The organism is Terriglobales bacterium, assembly GCA_035567895.1.
Lineage (GTDB): Bacteria > Acidobacteriota > Terriglobia > Terriglobales > Acidobacteriaceae > Gp1-AA112.
On sequence record DATMPC010000058.1, the window covers coordinates 298,705 to 317,105 of the forward strand.

The window sequence follows — 18,401 nt, forward strand, 5'->3', positions numbered from 1 at the left end:
CCGCATCTCATCGAACCCAACGCGCAATGACCCTTCCCGTTCAAGGAACTGACGAAGTTTTACAGCCTCGATCAAATCAAACAGGCTGCCAAAGACAGCGAAAATGGCGGCACGATTAAGCCACTCATTCGCCTATCAGCGGCGTGAGCGGCGGAGGGAACTCCATGTCACAGGGTCACTAATCTCGCTTTCTTCGGCGCCCGTCGTGGCCAGTATTGCGCCGACTTTGCAGCACCGTTGCGTTCGTCACTCGCTTGCGTCACTTTTCGTCTGAATCGTCGGCGAATCCTGGAAACCGTGGGGTAGTTGATGAAGCGTCGCCATTACACCTGTTAATCTTCCAGCGGCGTGTTTTATGAGACGAGTTGTAGTATTTCGGCGCGACTCGCCTGCCAGCCATTCAATAATTTCAATACCATTAGTTCCTTTCAACTGCCCCGAATCGGGCAGACACATTGCTACGTCTCAGTATCGAGAGGCGCAGCAATGATCGCCAATGCACTACTTCTCGCGCTGGTTCTCTTTATGGCGTTCTGTTTTGTCCTGATGGATCGCCTGAAATTCCTGATTCCTTACCGGCAACCGATCTTCCACGATTACGGATGGGCAATCGCTTTGTATGCGGTCCTGCTCTTTGGCAACCTGTTCGCGAGTTTCTTTCTCTTAGCGCGCCGGTTCTTCCTCAAACACACAGGCCAGAAGCTGGTTTACGTAGACAAACAACTCAGAATCGGCGAGGACGATCTCTCCGCTGAAATCCGTGAACGGTCTGAGGAATAAACATGGATCGCTCACGCGATGACGATGAGTTGAAGGCCGATCGAGCACCCAGGGAAGGCGAAAACCGGGTTCCGCAACCGACCCACGACAACCGCCCGTCCGAGGAAACTCGGACTGCCTATGAGCTGCGTGGACGCGAATATCACTTGAATTCTCCACAGTCAGCCGTGCTACGCGATGTTGGAGCTTTCCGCACAATCACAGCCGAATCCCTGCAGAAGCACGTTTATCACGGCGATAAAGAGCACTTCCGAAGAGACCTCCGCAATCTCACAGACCAACGTCTCGTAGAAATCCACCCAGATTCGGCAGGAAAAAGCCGCTACGTCTCACTCACTCGAACTGGCAAAGCCGTCACCGAAGTACACCTCCGTCCAAGCCAGGCCCAGGCAGTCTATTCAGAAATCGTTAAGAAACGGGAATTACGGCATGACGCCGCCATCTATGAGCTTTACCAGAAGGAAGCGCAGCATATTGGGAAATCAGGCGGCACTCCAAAGCGAGTTGTGCTCGACTTTGAATTGAAAAAGAGTATCAATCGCCAAGTCTCAAAACTTCAAGACTTGTCTCCCGCAGAATACGAACGCAGACGGCAGGAGATTGCCGATGCCCACGGCCTGAAGATCGTGGAAGGCAAAATCCAGATTCCAGATCTCCGCATTGAATATGAATCGAGGGAGCAAGAACAATCCAAAGTTGATTTGGAATGCGTAACCGGCCACTACAAAGCCCGCCAAATCGCCGCCAAGACCGCCGCAGGTTTCAAGCTTTACAACCAGGACTATCGCGGCAAAGCAGCAGAACGAGGAGAAGACCTAATCGGCGAGGTGATGTCTTTATGAGCCTTGCACCCGTGTATCTCGAATCTCTAAAACAGCTCGGATATACCGAACGGGAGGCCGAGTTTCTCTACATCGTCGCTGTCCATTCCGGCTTTTTCCTCCAGAGACAGTTCTCGCAATATTTGGGTATTGCTGGCCGGGGACCGGTCACGGATTTCATCAAGAAAGCCATTCAGAGACAGGACGTTCGAGAACACGAACCCGATCGCGGTACTCAGAAGACCTATCACCTTTTCTCGCGCAATCTATATTCCCTAATCGGAAAAGAGAATTCGCGCAACCGAAAGACCGGACGATACGGGTTATTGGACAAGGCAGCGCCCAGGCTTTTGAGCCTCGATTTTGTGTTAGGGAATTTGGATCACGTTTATCTCGAAGAAGAAGCCGACAAAGTTGAGTACTTGACCGTGGAAAAAGGCATTAGCGCAGATTCATTGCCAGCGAAAGTTTTCCCCGGAAAGGGCGGATCGGAAACACGCCATTACTTCGTAGAAAGATTTCCGATCTTTCTGTCAGGGAGGACTGACGTGCCAATAGCGAATTTCACCTACATCGAAGACCAACTTCGCTCTCTTCAAACGTTCAGCTCATTCGTCCAGCGATATCGTCCGTTGTTTGAGGCTCTGAAAGACGACTTCAGGCTGATCTTTGTCTCTAATTCCACACAGAGCTTTATGTACGCCAGGAAAACGTTCGCTGAGACGTTGTCGCCGGAACGGCACGGACGAGAAAGACAAGAACTCGCGAGATTCTTCTGGCTGAAACGAATGGCCGAAGAAAAGCGGTTCAAGGAGTTGGCCCACAAAGATGTCATTGAGTGGCAGCGCGGACTGAAGCGCTACCGGGACCCGGAGTACAACAGCCAATACGAGCTCTGGAAGAAAATCGGAAAGCTTGTTGGAAAAGAGTCGGTCCATTCCACAGGTGACCGAAGCCAGCAGTTTGAGACCTATTTGGTAGTCCCGCACAGGGTGCAGCCAAGCGCTTCTGATGTCGGAGCGGCTGCACCCTCAGATGCACCCACGGCTGCACCCGAGCATTCGTTCTAAGGAGCTAAGGAGAAAGGAACTGACCAGCATGACGGCCCGGAAACAAACAACGTCAAGTGCAAAGGTACTGCGGGGAGCGACCCCACACGCCGCACCCTGCAGCGTGTCCGTGGCCGGCTTCGGAGGTCGCTCCCCGCAGTACCGCAAATGAATTGAAAAGGAGAATTTTTATGCCAATTATTGAGGTTGAACGCAAACAGCCTAAGAACCAGATCAAGGCTTCAATCGAAAGCGATGTACAGGACAGGTTGCGGGCCTACTGCCGGTACAGCGGTGCCACCAATGACCAGGTGGTATCTGGAGCGTTGAAATTCCTATTTCAGAGCGACGCCGAATTCAAGCCGTGGTATGAGGCTCACAAGAATGATGCCCATCCCCGGCGCGGTCCGCGCAAGCGGATTCCCAACAACGGCACGGAGAATGCCGCAACCCCCATGCAGGACAAAGGCGCTCAAATTTCTGCGTTGAAGAAGTGAGGCCGTCATGCTGGAAAGAATTGCGAATTCGCAAACGTTTCTGAGCTTTGTCTTTGCGGGATTGACCGGGACGATTCTTTTCTTCGCATATCCATTTCCCGAGGCCAATGTCTATCTCCAATACATTGCTCTCAGAGACCCGCTCGTTTTCTCAATTTTCGACCGGAGCTACATCTTGTTTCTCTTTACGACTCCGTTCTTCGCTTATTCCGCGGGCTTCTCGGGGCTCTACGTTTTGAGTTTCGGGCGGAAACAGAAGACGAAGACAAATCCGTTGCCGCCGTATCCGAATCCAGAATCCCGAGACGATCTGTTCCTCGTTGTCGGAGAGGTGCATCATCCCACCAAGATCGTTCGTGGCAACAATCCCCAGTGGCTAACGATTCCAGAAAAGGGATTGTTTACCGGCATCGGAATCTTCGGTGCCATCGGGACAGGAAAGACGAGCTGCTGCATGCGGCCTTTCGCGGAACAGTTAATCGCATATAAAGCGGACGATGCGGCAAAGCGCATCGGCGGTCTGGTTTTGGAAGTAAAAGGTGATTTCTGCCACCAAATCCGCGAAATTGCGAGCCTTAATGGCCGCGAGGAAGACTACATAGAAGTCGGGTTGGATTCGGAATACCGTTACAACCCGCTCCATAACAATCTGGATTCATCCGCCCTTGCCTACAGCGTGGCCGCACTGCTGAACAATTTGTATGGACGAGGCAAAGAGCCATTTTGGCAGCAGGCATACACCAACATGCTCCAGCACATCATCGTGCTTCACAAGGTGCTGTACGACTACGTCACATTCTTTGACGTTTACGAATGCGCAATCTCACCCGCGAAGCTCGAAAAAAGAATTGAGGAAGGAAAAACCAAATTCGAGGCGTGCGAGTATGTCTGCGTCACACCCAAGGTCTATGGCACCGAGAAGTTTGCCGATTCGTTCTCGGAGTTCGGATTTACGTACGACGAGCAGCACGAGCTGTACAAGGCCCCGTCTTCGGCAAGACTCGACGACCTGCTCAGAAAACAAGAATCTAAACTCGAATACCAACGAATTCCCGCCGACGCCCCTTCTCAGGTGGACCACATTAAGCGGCAGCAATTGGAAGCGGTTCAGCGCTGGTATTTCGATGATTGGATGGGACTGGAAAGAAAACTGCGCAGCTCGATTGTCGAAGGCGTATCTATTTTCCTTTCGCTTTTCGATATCAACCCAGCGGTTAAACGGGTCTTCTGTCCGCCGAAACAGACATACGATCCGGCATTGAACGCCCCCGATCAAAACGGTCGTTATCCCTACGGCAAACCGCTACCATCGTTCAGTTGGCTGATTGAACAAGGCAAAATATGCGCTCTGAATTTCCCGATCTCGCTCAACGCGGGCCTAGCGCGAATTCTCGGCACGATGTTGAAACTGGACTTTCAGCGCGCCGCTTTGGTCCGCATTCCCGAAATTGAGCGTAACAAACAGAATTATTTCCGGCAGATCTTCTTCATGTGTGATGAGTACCAAACCTTTGCCACGGTCGGGGAGAGCGACCCGATTGGGGACGAAAAGTTCTTCAGTTTGTCACGCCAATCAAAATGTATTCCCATTGTGGCCACACAAAGTATCAGTTCGCTGAAATCCACGCTCTCGGGAGACAGCTACAGAACGCTCCTCCAGACTTTCCGTACGAAGATATTCTTGGCACTCTCCGACGACTTCTCAACGCGCATGGCCAGCGATTTGTGTGGCCGAGAAGACAAGCCCTTCGTGACGTACAACATCTCCGAATCAGGCCAGAACTCTAAGCTGAGTCTGTTGACGGCAAAGACCGTATCGGACCGAGGCAGCATTAGCGCCTCGAAGAGTTACAGCACGCGCCAGGATTATCGATTTAGCCAGAAGTTTCTCTCAGAGTTGGCCAACGCCCAGGCAGTTGTGATTCCCTATGACGGCCTGAATCCTAGGCCGGCAACAATTTGCTATCTGAAGCCGTTCTACCTCGATCCCAACATCTCCTATTTCGATCAGATCACACAGTGCCTTCTATGAGAGTGGGCTATGCAGTTTGAAACGATTCTTCCGTTTCTCAGGCCGATCGAACACCTGATCCTCGACCCGGATATTTCCGAAATCATGGTCAACGCCGATTCTCGAATATTTATCGAGAAACACGACCAGCTTTTGCCCGTTTTTGGCATCACCATCTCCGAGCAAGCTCTATTCGCGGCAGTCAAAAACATCGCTCGCCGCCTGGGAGACGATATCTCTGAAGCAAAGCCCATTTTGGATTCCCGCCTGCCGGATGGGAGCCGAGTGGCAGCGGTCCTTCCTCCATGCAGTATTGATGGCATTACGCTCACAATCCGCAAATTCAACACAAAACACTTCACGATCACCGATCTGATCGAAAACGGAACATTGAGCGCCAAGACCGCCGAGTTTCTCCGCGAAAAAGTGTGCAGCCGTCAGAACATCCTGATCAGTGGTGGAACCGGCACAGGCAAGACCACACTGCTGAATATCCTCGCCGACTTCATCCCAGATGAGGAACGAATTGTCCTCATCGAAGATACGGCTGAGGTGAACATCCGCAAGAGCAATCTAGTTCGTTTTGAAACGAGGCGGGAGCAAGTCGGGCTAGCAGCAGTCACGATCCGCGATCTGCTGAAGGCTGCCCTGCGTCACAGACCGGACCGGATCATTGTGGGCGAAGTGCGCGGAGGTGAAGCATTCGATCTGCTGCAGGCCCTCAACACCGGGCATTCAGGGAGTCTCTGCACACTTCATGCTAATTCCGCTCGGCGAGCAATCGCCCGTTTTTCAGACTGTGTTCTGCAAAGCGGCATCGAACTGCCCCATCGGGCGATCATGGCGAACATTGGAAATTCAGTCGATCTCCTTATCCACATCGCGAGAATTAGAGGACGCCGCTCCATAGCGGAAATTCTGACCGTGCAGGGGTTTGACAATGTGAACGAGGAATGCCGGTTTCGTCCGATCGACTCGTGATCGACGACAACAAGCTTGTCAAGTTTTCCAATAAGAAAACTTGACTACTTCGACGATCGATCCAGCACACCCACAGCCGCGGAGATGCCGTTTACTCGGGGAGCAAAGTGCACAGGAAGTGCATCAGCATATTCATTTCTCAAACGTGATATGGCTTATCCACTCAGGTTCATTCCAAGCAATGGCTGTGGTATCGTACCTGTCTTCAAACTGAGCGATAAACCCATTATCGGTTAAGGCGACTACCTTTGCCTTGATCCCGCGATGGCCGGGACGACCATCATCGTACGTGAATATTTGCCCAAGTTTTATCTCTTCCACAAAGGTCCTCCCGGAACCGTTCGCTAACGTTCTTTCATCGCGCTGTCGCCCAGCAATCAATGAAAAGCGAAAAGCCCACGTAGATATTCCCCTTTTGTTCGCCTAGAATACCACATATGCATGGACCGCGCGCATGGGTAGTTCAGTGCAATGAATGCGGCTGTATTGTCACCTGCCGTGCGGAAGATCCCCAGGCGCACCTTCAAGATCCCGAGCCACGGCCAACCTGTCGGCTGTTAGTGACCTGCTCCTGCTGCTGGACCAGTTGGCTCTATCCACCGGAAGCTATGTTTAATGGCTCCCCCGCACCGTCTCCGGAATGCTACCGACGAGCGAGAACCGGTGCGAGAATGGAAAACGCGAAGTTGATTGCAGCGTCAGTCATTGCTGCAATCCGGTTAAACCGCGACGACATCAACAACACCCCGATAGTGCAAGCAAAGATCAACGATAGCTTGAAACTCGCCGAGCTTATCGTCGCAAAAATGAGTATCGCAGCCCCCAAGACCTGAACCAAACTGTGGGGACAGCCGTCCCTTTTACTCCCCCGTCCCTAACATAACTGGTGCCGAAGTCGGCACCTGTGATCCAGTCTCGGGTTCAACCGTAATGGCAAAGGTCTTGGTCTCGACTACCTGGGGTAGGAGCGAGTTCACAACAGTAACGTTGCCACGAGCATCTGGCTTGAACACTCCCGCGGGGACCGGAGCGCCGCTGCTTGGAATGATCCAGAGCTCATATGCCCGCCGTGCTGGCAGCGCAGGCATATTATTTGCAAGGAAAATCAAACTTGATCGGCTCGGGAGATAGATGGCTCTGCCTTGAGGCTGAGCCAACGCTCTCGCCGGTACGATCGTAACCCGCAACGCGTCAGTGGCAGTCAACGTCGCCGCAACTTCTCGCGAACGCTCCAACACAGTTTGTTGCTCGTTGAATTCCTTCTGCAAGATCGCCATCTGCCTCCCCAAGCTGGCGTCTGTTCTCCACAGAACAGCAGCGATCACAATCGCAGCGGCAGCAGCCACCCAGCCCATCTGAGACCACCAAGAAATGCGCCGCGTGCTCGGCTGTTCAAGCGAAATTCGAGGTTCACGCGTCACCGCATTCATCAGCCGCCCGCGTGCTCGCTGCGGAGGCGCTGGACCTGAAGCCGAGAGTGCCAGCAAGGCCGCATCGCCACGCAACTGTTCCAGTTCATGCCGGCAGTCAGCACAATCCTTTAAGTGCTTTTCGAGTTCAGCCTGCTCATTGCCTTCGAGCGTTCCCAAGGCGTAGAGTGCGAGGTCTTCGGCGAATCTGCTATGTACGCTCATGGCTTCAAAGCCTTTCGCAAAGCTAGCAGGCCAGCACGAATGCGGGTTTTGATGGTTCCGAGTGGCTCTCCTATTTTGGCGGCAATCTCCGTGTGAGTTAACCCTTCAAAGAATGCCATCTCAAGAGCCTGTCGTTGTGCCGGGTGCATCCCGTTGAGAACATCACGAATATTCTTCGCCACTCTTGACCTATCGGCCTCCGAGGCGAGATCTGGTTCCACCGAAACGACTACGTCTTCAATATCCGATTCGTAACGACGCTTGCGCAGTGCATCAATGGCACGATTTCGTGCGATCACCGCTAACCACGCTGCCAGACTCCCGCGATTCGCATCAAATCTGGACGGATTGCGCCAAATTTGCATGAATACTTCCTGCAGCACGTCCTCTGCTGTCCCCGTGTCAGCTAAGACGCGCAGCGCCACCGCATACACAATGGAGGAATAACGGTCATACAGTGCTCCCATAGCATTCTGGTCGCCCGAGCGTAGCCTTGACACCAGCTCCGCATCAGACGAGCTCGTCTTTTCAGTGTCGGACAAGCGGTGTCCTTTTGAAATACGGTTCAAAACGTTTTCCCAGATTGGTATCACATTCGCAGATATCCGCACCAGAGTAACTGCAGAGTCGTTTCCGCCCCACTTCTTGCAAATTACGGTGGGATGAATATGTTGTGTAGAAGTAATATGAGTAGTAGGATTATTCGTTTGCGGCACTTTCATCATGGAGGCAATACCATGAGCGTGAAGTTCACGCTGAGAGGTAAGACATTTGAACTCCGCAAAGACGACTTTCTTGCAGCCGCCAAAGGAATGTCACCAAGTCGCATTCAAAAATATTCTGTGGTTGTGAGCGGGAAAAGCTTCCCAATCCGGCAACTCGTAGCAGCAGCTACGGCTGTACCTGCCATCGAGATCACTTCTCAAGACGCATACAGAATCTTGCAAAAGTTTGGTTTCGAGATCGCCATTGAGGACTAGCCACGGAGGAGGATCAGTGATTGTACGTACAAAGACACCATTGCGAATCGCTGAACAATGCCATTCTCGCTGCAATGTTGTTGTTCGCGATCTCCGGGACTCGAATGGCAACAGGATGGGTACGGTGATTGAACCTCATGATGGCACGGAAGCCGGGATAATCAGCGCGGCACAACGGGTCACCAACCTGATGTATACCGAGTACCCCGAAGCGTCCAACATTGAGAGCCGACTCGCTGCAACCGACGCTACTGGCAGACTGAAATGGTCCATATCACCCAATTTCCAACACCTTGCAGAAATCGGAACTGATGAAGCGCGCTACATCTGGGGTGACTTGACAGCGTTCCGGCGCTAACACGTGCGACGACCACCACGGCCATTTCCAATGATTCCCGTTATAGACATTTTTGCGGGTCCGGGTGGTCTAGGAGAAGGCTTCAGTGTCCTGCGTGATTCAAAGAACCGTCCGGTATTTAAGATCGGACTCTCGATTGAAAAAGATACAGTTGCTCACCAGACGCTCCTTCTCCGAAGCTTCTTTCGCCAATTCCAGTCTGGATTGGTTCCTGATGAATACTATGCATGCATACGAGGAGAAATCGCAATTGAAGCTCTTTTCGAGAAGCATTCGCAGGAAGCCAAAACAGCAAGGAAGGAAGCGATTTGTGCCAATCTGGGAAAGCATGATTGGAAGGAAATCGACGAACAGATCAAAGCCGCGATTGCTGGATCACGGAACTGGGTTCTAATTGGAGGGCCTCCGTGTCAAGCCTACTCACTCGTCGGTAGATCACGGATGCGTAAGAAGAACCCGCAGAAGTTCGGCAAGGATAAGCGCCATTTGCTCTACCGGGAATATCTCCGCATCATTGCCGCACACCGTCCACCGGTCTTTGTCATGGAAAACGTTAAGGGAATGTTGTCGTCGAAGTTCCAACAAGATCCTATCATCGACAGAATTCTCTCCGACCTTCGAGAACCACACAAAGCTCTGCCAGATCTCATGGGGGACTCAACCAGCCTCCCAGTTCAATATGACCTCTATCCTCTAGCTGACTATGGCAACTCTAAGACAGCCAGAGCGCAAGGTGAGTCGCCCGAAAAATACGTACTCCGTTGTGAGGAACACGGAATCCCCCAAGCCCGTCACCGGGTCATTCTGGTGGGCATTAGAAGCGATATCAAGGGTCGCATTGAAATGCTGGCTAGACGAAAGCACGTGTCAATGTGGCGAGCCATAAAGGATTTACCGCAAATGAGAAGCCGGCTGTCGAATGGAAAAGACTCGCCTGAGGCATGGCTTCAAGCAGTCAAGAGTATCTGCGATTGCAGTGTCGTACCTTGCGATCAACTCGAACCAGCAATCCGGCGCGTTATTCAGAAATTTGCTGCGAAATTAACTGCTCGCCGAAACGTCGGAGCTGAGTTTGTTCAATCGACTGCCAAGCCGCAGTGGAAGTCGAAGTGGTTTTACGATCCACGGTTGGGCGGCGCCCTGAACCATGCCACCAGGAGTCACATCCCTGAGGACCTTCGTCGCTATTTCTTTGCCACATGCTTCGGAAAGCTCATACGAAACTCACCTACAATCACAGCCTTCCCTCCTGCCTTGTTGCCAGACCACAAAAACCTCCAAGGCAAGAAACCGGAGGAAATTGTCTTCGCGGACCGATTTCGCGTACAGGTCGCACACCGACCTGCCACAACAGTCACTTCTCACATCAGCAAAGATGGGCATTACTTCATTCACCCTGATCCCACTCAGTGCCGCAGCTTGACGGTTCGAGAGGCGGCCCGGCTGCAAACGTTTCCGGACAACTATTATTTCTCGGGTCCCCGGACCGCCCAATACCACCAAGTGGGGAATGCCGTACCACCTCTCATAGCGAAGGAAATTGCCCGCGTTGTCGCGAAGCTCTTTCCCTGAGACGCCTTCCAAGGCATCATTAAGAATATGGCCGACCGGCTCACTCCCCAACGGCGAAGCTGGAACATGTCGCGAATCAGGGGGAAGAACACTAAACCTGAGGTGGCAGTGCGGGCACTGCTACATCAGATGGGATTCCGGTTTCGTCTCCATGTCCGTCGGCTTCCTGGTTGCCCAGACATCGTACTAGCGCGATGGAAGTCCGCTATTTTTGTACACGGATGTTTTTGGCACCGGCATCCCAAGTGCCGATTCGCGTATACCCCGAAATCACGCAAAAAATTCTGGCTTTCGAAATTGGAAAGTAATGCAAGTAGAGACAAGACTGTTGAAGCCGAGCTCAAACGGCGGGGGTGGAATACCTTGGTCGTTTGGGAATGCGAAATTCGCGATCCAATCGTGCTTTGCGCACGCCTGAATCGGGAAATACGTCGCCCATCTTCGTAATTACTTCCCTGTTACTGCATGGTACAATCACGCGATCGCCTTCCCCAATTTGAACTGACAATGGTGCACTCGTGTCCGACTATGACAACGAGGAGATCCCGCTTCCACCATTTGCTCCAGTTTTATTGGAGTCGATGCGAGCCATTGGCTATTCGTTCCAATCGGCACTAGCAGACATCATCGACAATTCACTTTCCGCCGGTGCAAGAAATATAGATATTCGGTTTTCTCCTTACGGAGAGCCCTATGTCGCGGTTATCGATGATGGACATGGAATACTTCCACAGGCCTTCGTAGCTGCGATGCGGCATGGAAGTACCGATCCCCGCGCCCAGCGCGCTCGTTCGGACTTAGGTCGCTTCGGCTTGGGCTTGAAAACAGCTTCCTTATCCCAATGCCGCCGCCTCACAGTAGTGTCGAAAGTGGACGACACCTTGACTGCAAAGCGCTGGGACCTCGATCTCATCGGACTGAGGGAAGATTGGATACTGCTCGGCCTAACCCAGGAGGCAATTCAGTCATTGCCCCACATTGCAGACCTTAAACAATCCAACAGCGGCACGATGGTCCTCTGGCAGTCGTTTGATCGGCTATCTGCTGGAGAACTCTCCATCGAAAGCGCCTTGGGCCAAAGAATGGACAACGCTCGCGAACACCTGGCGCTGGTATTCCACCGATTCTTGAGCCCCGAAAAGCCCTATCCGCCAATAAGGATTGTGTTAAATGGCAATCCCGTCGCGGCCCTTGACCCGTTTCTCAGTTCCCACAGAAGCACACAGCCCCTGCCGGAAGAGCAAATCCTCATTGAAGGCGAACCGGTCAAGATTGCACCATTTATTCTTCCGCATATCAGCAAACTCTCAGTCGCAGATCTTGCCATCGCCGGCGGAGAAGAGGGGCTTCGTAGAAATCAGGGTTTTTACGTGTACCGAAACCGGAGACTCATCACTTGGGGATCTTGGTTTCGATTGATCAGACAGGAAGAGATTACAAAACTCGCACGAGTTCGCGTTGATATCCCCAACACTCTCGACCATCTTTGGACAATCGACGTACGGAAATCCACCGCTTATCCTCCGCAGCCTGTACGGGACCGCCTGAAAACCATTGTTTCAAGAATTGCAGAGGGTAGTCGTCGCGTTTACACATTTAGAGGACGAAAGGCCACCAGTGATGCTGTCCTGCATGCTTGGGAAAGATTGGTGACCCGAAGTGGAGTCGAGTATGTGATCAATAGGGAGCACCCTTTGATCAAGGCAGTAGAGGCAATAACTGATGATCACTTTCAGCAATTGATACAGCGACTCCTACGCACGCTCGAAACAATGTTTCCATACGATGCCGCCTATGCCGACATGGCTTCAGAACGACGCCCATCGCCCGATCGTCAAGGCGGCAAATATGAAGAACTGTTTACCTTGGCATCGACAATGCTCGACGCTTTAGGGCGCGAGACCGAATATGGAAAACAGTTAATTAAATCCCTTGGTTCCGTCGAACCCTTTAGCTTTTATCCGGAAGAAACCAGCTCAATCCAAAGGAAACTTCTTAATGCTGAGTGACAACGGCCGTGCTCTTGAGAATTCGGTACTCGTCTCATTGCCGGCAGACCATGCACCTGATGAAAAGACACTCAATGATCTAGCAACCCGTCTGCGTGCGGCCTTTCAAGTTGCTGACGACGAATATCAAGAAATCATAAAACGACTTCATTCCAAGCTTGCCATCCAGATGGATATTGGCATTGCCCTCACCACAGAGACCTATGTTCCGTGGCTCTTTGCAAAAAAGGCTTCCATTGACCCTTTTTATTGGCAGCGTTTCAGGAACCTGCTGCAGAGGTTCGAGTGGCCGCCTCGAGTAATCACCACTCTCGATCGTGTTACAGATGAGGTTCTCGATCTACTTCAAGATCCGACCAAAACAGGACCTTGGAAACGTAGAGGGCTCGTAATCGGAGATGTACAGTCCGGCAAAACCGCAACATACACCGCCCTTTGCTGCAAAGCAGCCGATGCCGGATATCGCCTCGTTATTCTGTTGACCGGAACACTGGAATCTCTTCGCCGCCAGACTCAGGAACGTCTTGACGAAGGTTTTGTAGGGCTAGACAGTTCAGGCTTACTCACACAAATCAGAAAGAACCGCGCAGTCGGCGTTGGCCTTATTGATTCCAGACGCTCAGCCGGTGTATTCACGTCGCGGGAAAAGGACTTCAGCAGGAACCTGCTTAATGCCCTCGGTTTCCGATTGGACGCTTTCAATGTCCCAGTACTTGTAGTAGTGAAAAAGAACAAGCGCATTCTTGAAAACTTGGAAAAATGGCTGTCGGATTTCAACGCGAATCAGCAGGGGACAATTGATGCGCCGCTCCTTCTCATCGACGATGAAGCGGACAGTGCATCAGTCAACACGAATGCGCCTGGTACCGATCCAACAGCAATCAATCAACGGATACGTGCCCTGCTTAAACTGTTCACCCGCTCAAGTTATCTCGGGTTTACCGCGACGCCATTCGCAAATATCTTCATCGACCCCGATACAGAGCACGAGATGCTTGGAGACGATCTGTTTCCAAGGGACTTTATTTATACGTTGGACCCGCCCACGAACTACGTAGGACCGAGCGCTATCTTTGGCGAACCGCCCCGGTTTGACCTCCTGAGAACCGTCGAAGACGCATACGCTGTTTTTCCACTCCGGCATAAGTCCGATCTCAGAGTTGACTCTCTCCCAGACACGCTCGTGTCTGCTTTGTTTGGCTTCTTGGTAGCAAACGCAATACGCGATCTCCGAGGTGAAGGATCAACGCATCGGTCTATGCTCGTAAATGTCAGCCGCTTTACCGCGGTCCAAGACCAAGTAGCCACGCTGATTCATGAGAGGCTATCTGCAATTCAGCTAGACATACGAAATTACAGTCAGTTATCACCCCAACAGGCACTTAAGAACCCTTCAATTCAGAAAGCTCACGATGTCTGGAACGAGGAGTACGCCGATGCAGGACTCACTTGGCCTGACGTGCAACGTTCACTTCTCAATTCGGTCCTGCCAATAACGGTCAAGGCTGTGAATCAGCGAACTGGCGCCGCCAGTCTTGACTATGCGCGCCAAAAAGACGCAGGCCTGCGAGTCATCGCTGTGGGCGGGAACAGCCTCTCCCGTGGCTTGACACTTGAAGGCCTTAGCACAAGTTATTTTTTCCGCAACTCACAAATGTATGACACTTTGCTCCAAATGGGACGATGGTTTGGTTATCGCGATGGATACGCGGATCTCTGTCGCTTATGGATAACGGATGAGGCGGCTCAGTGGTACGCCCACATCACATCCGCGACTGAAGAACTAAGAGAAGAAGTGAAGCGAATGCAGCAACAGCACGCGACACCGATGCAATTCGGCCTGAAAGTTAGAGCACATCCCGACGCTCTGCTCGTGACGGCGCAGAACAAGATGCGCCAAGCCAGAACGATAGAGAGGATAATTTCGTTAAGTGAAAAAACGCTTGAGACAGCCCGTCTTAGAAGCAACTTGAATTCTCTTGCGTCTAACCGCAGCGCCCTTAATAGATTCGTTGATCAACTCGACAAAGCCCGGATTAAGCCCGAAACGTCTCCTTGGGGCAATCCGATATGGCGCTCAGTTCCGAAGGAGCACATAGCGTCGTTCCTTCGTGATTTCGATGTCCATCCTCTCAATGTAACGCTTCAAACCGGCGATCTCGCGAAATACTTAGACACCACTCCGGAACCACGCCTTAGAGCGTGGGACGTAGTCTTGCCAAGCGGCAGTGGAAGTACCGTCAATATTGGCCCTGCCCAAGTAACGACATCAAAACGGAACATCATTGCTCGCGATGGAATGCTTTTGGTTTCCGGCACCAAGGCCAGAGTCGGATCACGCGGCATTGAAAAAGAGGGCTTGGAACTATCAGAAGTAACAAGAATTGAACAGGAGTTCAAAGCTTCATTTCCGGGCAAGACCATCGCCGACAGGCACTACCGAGCCGCGAGATCACGCCCACTGCTTCTAATCTATCTCCTCACTGCAAATGAGCCGAGTCCTATCCCAAATTCTGAAGAAATTGTCGCTTTGGGCCTTAGCTTCCCGCGATTTGACGACACAGATGTCGCGAAGCGTGTCCTCTACAGAGTCAATCTTGTCGAATGGAGGTCGATGCTCGAACAGGAGATCGACGATGATCTCCAGGAAGAGAACGAAGATGTCGGCTGAACAAATCTGGAATGATCTGCGTCTCCAGCGAGAACGGCCCATTTTCAAGAGGGTGAATGAAGCTCACCCTTATGATTTGTATTTGGGAATTGACGTTCAAGAAGCTCCCGTGCTGATGCTCTTATCCTCGACTTCCGCGGAGCAACTGCCGAGACTAAGAGCACTGGAGGTTTCTCAAAATCTGCGTCACGATGGAAAATTTGCCATCCTGATAAGCCTTGCCGCTCAGGAGCTTCTTCATCCCTTTTGTTATGTCTGCGAAGATCTGATCGAAAGCTTGCGCCAGCTAAAGCCGGCGGGGAGTGAAGCTCTCTTTTTACTTAACCGGCTCGAAAAATGGCGACGACTCTTAGAAACGACCAAGAAAGGACTGTCACAACCACAGCTCTTGGGCCTGATGGGAGAGCTGCTTTTTTTGGAGCGACTTATTCCTGTGTTGGGCACAGCCGGTGCTGTTGAATCGTGGTTGGGACCAACTGGAGCACCTCAAGATTTTCAGACCGGTGGCCAAATATTCGAGATCAAAGTATGTGCTATTGGTGCCCACATCGTCATGATCAGTTCCCTCGAACAGCTTCACACCGGAGCCGCACCGACCAATCTAATTGTCTACTCGATTGGCAGTTGTGCCACAAATCACAGTGGCGCTTTTACGATTAAAGCCTTGGTTCTCAGGATTCGAGAGGCGATTGCTGAATCATCAGCATCCTCGGCCTTCGAACTTAAACTGGCAGAAATCGGCTACGACCAAGATCAGCCAGAATCCGATTCTTCTTACCATTTGGACAACGTCCGAGCCTTCGACGTGCGCGACTCATTCCCACGCCTTACTCCTGTGTCTGTTTCCGTCGCGATTCCCTCAGCAACCTATTACTTGGATTTAGATCATTGCACCGAGTTTGAGATTCCAACTACCCAGGTACTCGGTTATGAACCTTGAAGAATTCCGTAAAGAAATCCTCGAAAATGTTGCGGTTCACGCTGCAGCTGACCAGGAGTTTCGCCATAGCGCCTTTGTAGAACACTGTCTGCGCCTCTTGGAGGATGCAGACGAAGTCGCAGACGTACAGACTTGTTTCTATCGTGGAACGGGCTCAAAAAACCGCAACTCAGGCGTGGATGCATATTCACTAGACGAAGCGGACGGCTCTGTTCGTCTTTTCATTGCCGATTTCAATGGAGAGGCTGAAGCCGGAAGTCTCACCCACACCGATGCAAAAGCATGGTTCAGCCGCTTACAGACCTTTTGTGAAGACGCCTTTTCTGGCAAGCTCTTGCGCGAAATCGAGGAGAGCGCTCCTGCCTTCGGCCTCGCCAGCCTTCTGAACCAAACCCGCTCCGGAATTACTCGCCTGCGGTTTTACCTGCTCACAGACTCGTTCATCAGCACGCGAATCCGTGACCTCCCCGAAGCAAATGTTTCTGAAATACCCGCAGAATCTCATATTTGGGACACAAGCAGATTCTTTCGTGTCTTCGAATCACGCACCGGTAAAGACGATCTGCAGGTTGATTTCGACGCCATGTTACCTGGAGGGCTCCAGTGCATCGCAGCCAGCGTCGATTCGACACAATATCAGGCATACCTCTGCGTAATTCCTGGCGATGTCCTCGCCACGATCTATGAAACGTATGGCAGCAGATTACTTGAAGGCAATGTTCGTTCATTTCTCACCGTGAGAGGGAAGGTCAATAAGGGAATCCGGAACACCGTTCTCCATCGCCCGGATATGTTCTTCGCTTTTAACAACGGCATTGCCTGCACTGCAACCTCAGTAGAAGTCATTAATCGAAAAGACGGACTTCGACTCGTCAAGGCTGCTGACCTTCAAATCGTCAATGGCGGCCAGACGACTGCATCGCTGGCAAGTGCCATCCGCAATGACCGAGCGAGTCTCAAGTCTGTGTTTGTTCAGATGAAACTGTCTGTCGTAACACCAGAGGAAAGCGGCGAAGTTATACCGGAGATTTCCCGATGCGCGAACAGCCAGAACAAAGTCAGTGAGGCTGACTTCTTCTCAAATCACGAGTTTCACAGACGAATTGAACAGATTTCAAGACGCCTATGGGCACCCGCTTCCGGGGGAGCGCAGTACGAAACGCACTGGTTTTACGAGAGAGCCCGAGGACAGTACTTGAATGAACAGAGCGACTTGACCGTAGCCGAGCGCAAAAGGTTTGTGCTGCTCAATCCACGACAACAAGTAATAACGAAAACCGACTTGGCAAAATTTGAAAATACCTGGAAACAGTTACCACACATTGTTAGCCAAGGAGCGCAAAAGAACTTCTTATTCTTTAGCACTTCGGCCTCCGAGGAGTGGATTCGTAACGCTGACCAGTTCAGCGACGACTACTTTAAGAGACTGGTTGGAAAAGCCCTCCTTTTCCGCACGACTGAAGCTATCGTTTCTGAACAGCCTTGGTACCAAAACGGATATCGCGCAAACATAGTTACCTACAGTGTTTCCAAGCTTTCCCGCATGATCGAACAGACCTGCGGTACCCAAGTTCTGGACCTTCGACAACTCTGGACGCAGCAATCGGTTCCAGGTTCGTTGCGTCACGTAATCGAGGTTATTGCCAAAGCCATGTTCGAAGTGATTGTAGCCCCTGACTCTGCGTTCCAAAACGTCACCGAATGGTGCAAAAAGGAACTCTGCTGGAAACGTGCAGCGCAGGCAGAAGTTCAAATCGACCTTCGCAAAATACTCGGTTCTCTTCTGCTCGACGAGGAAGAGGACCGCGCATTACAGAAAAGCTCGAAGAAGGAACAGCGAGTGGACAATGGGATCGAAAACCAGCGATTTGTTCTTGAGCTAGGTCCCGTGTATTGGACTACTGCTCGTAAGTGGGCGCATGAACAATCCGTAACGACTCCGGATGAAGATGGCATCCTCGCCGTAGCGGCTTCAATTCCGCGCAAGATTCCCACAGAGAAGCAGAGTTGGCGGCTCATTCAAATCAAGGAAAAGCTGGAGTTGGAAGGCTTCCCAAAACCCGAAGCAAAATAGTTTAACCATGCCGAACCGACCAGC

At 51.8% G+C, this 18,401-nt stretch carries 17 protein-coding genes; 14 read left to right on the forward strand and 3 right to left on the reverse strand.

The genetic code is table 11. The features are described from left to right. The first annotated feature begins 486 nt into the window (after nt 1–486). From VNX88_12325 to VNX88_12350, 6 genes are all read left to right on the forward strand, one after another. A complete protein-coding gene (locus VNX88_12325) occupies nt 487–780 on the forward strand; it encodes a hypothetical protein (GenBank protein HWY69447.1) in 294 nt (97 codons plus the stop codon). 2 nt (nt 781–782) lie between these two features. Further along, nucleotides 783–1,622 carry a hypothetical protein gene (locus tag VNX88_12330; GenBank protein ID HWY69448.1) on the forward strand — a complete coding sequence of 280 codons (840 nt, stop codon included), beginning with the start codon at nt 783–785 and terminating at the stop codon, nt 1,620–1,622. Next, nucleotides 1,619–2,671, forward strand: coding sequence for a hypothetical protein (locus tag VNX88_12335; protein ID HWY69449.1), 1,053 nt, complete (start codon nt 1,619–1,621; stop codon nt 2,669–2,671). The genes VNX88_12330 and VNX88_12335 overlap by 4 nt, the downstream gene beginning before the upstream one ends. Before the next feature lie 170 nt (nt 2,672–2,841). Further along, the gene (locus VNX88_12340; protein HWY69450.1) at nt 2,842–3,147 is read left to right on the forward strand and encodes a hypothetical protein; all 306 of its coding nucleotides are present in this window, start codon (nt 2,842–2,844) and stop codon (nt 3,145–3,147) included. A gap of 7 nt (nt 3,148–3,154) precedes the next feature. Continuing rightward, nucleotides 3,155–5,179 (forward strand): type IV secretion system DNA-binding domain-containing protein, encoded by a 2,025-nt coding sequence (locus VNX88_12345; protein ID HWY69451.1) that lies wholly within the window; start codon nt 3,155–3,157, stop codon nt 5,177–5,179. A gap of 9 nt (nt 5,180–5,188) precedes the next feature. Beyond that, a complete protein-coding gene (locus VNX88_12350) occupies nt 5,189–6,139 on the forward strand; it encodes an ATPase, T2SS/T4P/T4SS family (protein ID HWY69452.1) in 951 nt (316 codons plus the stop codon). A gap of 132 nt (nt 6,140–6,271) precedes the next feature. On the opposite strand, the gene VNX88_12355 is transcribed toward VNX88_12350, so the two are convergent. Continuing rightward, nucleotides 6,272–6,460 carry a hypothetical protein gene (locus VNX88_12355; protein ID HWY69453.1) on the reverse strand — a complete coding sequence of 63 codons (189 nt, stop codon included), beginning with the start codon at nt 6,458–6,460 and terminating at the stop codon, nt 6,272–6,274. A 350-nt stretch (nt 6,461–6,810) separates the two neighbouring features. On the opposite strand from VNX88_12355, the gene VNX88_12360 reads away from it, so the two are divergent. Then, on the forward strand, nt 6,811–6,972 hold the full coding sequence (locus VNX88_12360) for a hypothetical protein (GenBank protein ID HWY69454.1): 162 nt from the start codon (nt 6,811–6,813) through the stop codon (nt 6,970–6,972). Between the two features lie 27 nt (nt 6,973–6,999). Here VNX88_12360 and VNX88_12365 read toward each other — a convergent pair whose 3' ends face one another. Both VNX88_12365 and VNX88_12370 read right to left on the reverse strand, forming a co-directional pair. Continuing rightward, nucleotides 7,000–7,773 (reverse strand): anti-sigma factor, encoded by a 774-nt coding sequence (locus VNX88_12365; GenBank protein HWY69455.1) that lies wholly within the window; start codon nt 7,771–7,773, stop codon nt 7,000–7,002. Next, the gene (locus VNX88_12370; protein ID HWY69456.1) at nt 7,770–8,315 is read right to left on the reverse strand and encodes a sigma-70 family RNA polymerase sigma factor; all 546 of its coding nucleotides are present in this window, start codon (nt 8,313–8,315) and stop codon (nt 7,770–7,772) included. The genes VNX88_12365 and VNX88_12370 overlap by 4 nt, the downstream gene beginning before the upstream one ends. A 144-nt stretch (nt 8,316–8,459) precedes the next feature. Between VNX88_12370 and VNX88_12375 the strand changes: the two genes are divergently transcribed. The 7 genes from VNX88_12375 (at nt 8,460) to VNX88_12405 (ending at nt 18,377) form a co-directional block, all read left to right on the forward strand. Then, on the forward strand, nt 8,460–8,753 hold the full coding sequence (locus tag VNX88_12375) for a hypothetical protein (protein ID HWY69457.1): 294 nt from the start codon (nt 8,460–8,462) through the stop codon (nt 8,751–8,753). Between the two features lie 16 nt (nt 8,754–8,769). Then, the gene (locus tag VNX88_12380) at nt 8,770–9,111 is read left to right on the forward strand and encodes a hypothetical protein (GenBank protein ID HWY69458.1); all 342 of its coding nucleotides are present in this window, start codon (nt 8,770–8,772) and stop codon (nt 9,109–9,111) included. A 30-nt stretch (nt 9,112–9,141) separates the two neighbouring features. After that, nucleotides 9,142–10,683: a DNA cytosine methyltransferase gene (locus VNX88_12385; GenBank protein HWY69459.1), complete on the forward strand. Its 1,542-nt coding sequence runs from the start codon at nt 9,142–9,144 to the stop codon at nt 10,681–10,683. A 518-nt stretch (nt 10,684–11,201) separates the two neighbouring features. Continuing rightward, nucleotides 11,202–12,692, forward strand: a complete 1,491-nt coding sequence (locus tag VNX88_12390) for an ATP-binding protein (protein HWY69460.1) — start codon at nt 11,202–11,204, stop codon at nt 12,690–12,692. Further along, entirely contained in the window at nt 12,682–15,363 is a 2,682-nt protein-coding gene (locus VNX88_12395; protein HWY69461.1) for a Z1 domain-containing protein, read from the forward strand. The genes VNX88_12390 and VNX88_12395 overlap by 11 nt, the downstream gene beginning before the upstream one ends. Then, on the forward strand, nt 15,353–16,303 hold the full coding sequence (locus VNX88_12400; GenBank protein ID HWY69462.1) for a PD-(D/E)XK motif protein: 951 nt from the start codon (nt 15,353–15,355) through the stop codon (nt 16,301–16,303). The genes VNX88_12395 and VNX88_12400 overlap by 11 nt, the downstream gene beginning before the upstream one ends. After that, on the forward strand, nt 16,293–18,377 hold the full coding sequence (locus VNX88_12405; GenBank protein HWY69463.1) for an AIPR family protein: 2,085 nt from the start codon (nt 16,293–16,295) through the stop codon (nt 18,375–18,377). Before VNX88_12400 ends, VNX88_12405 begins: the two co-directional genes overlap by 11 nt. The last annotated feature ends 24 nt before the right edge of the window (nt 18,378–18,401 follow it).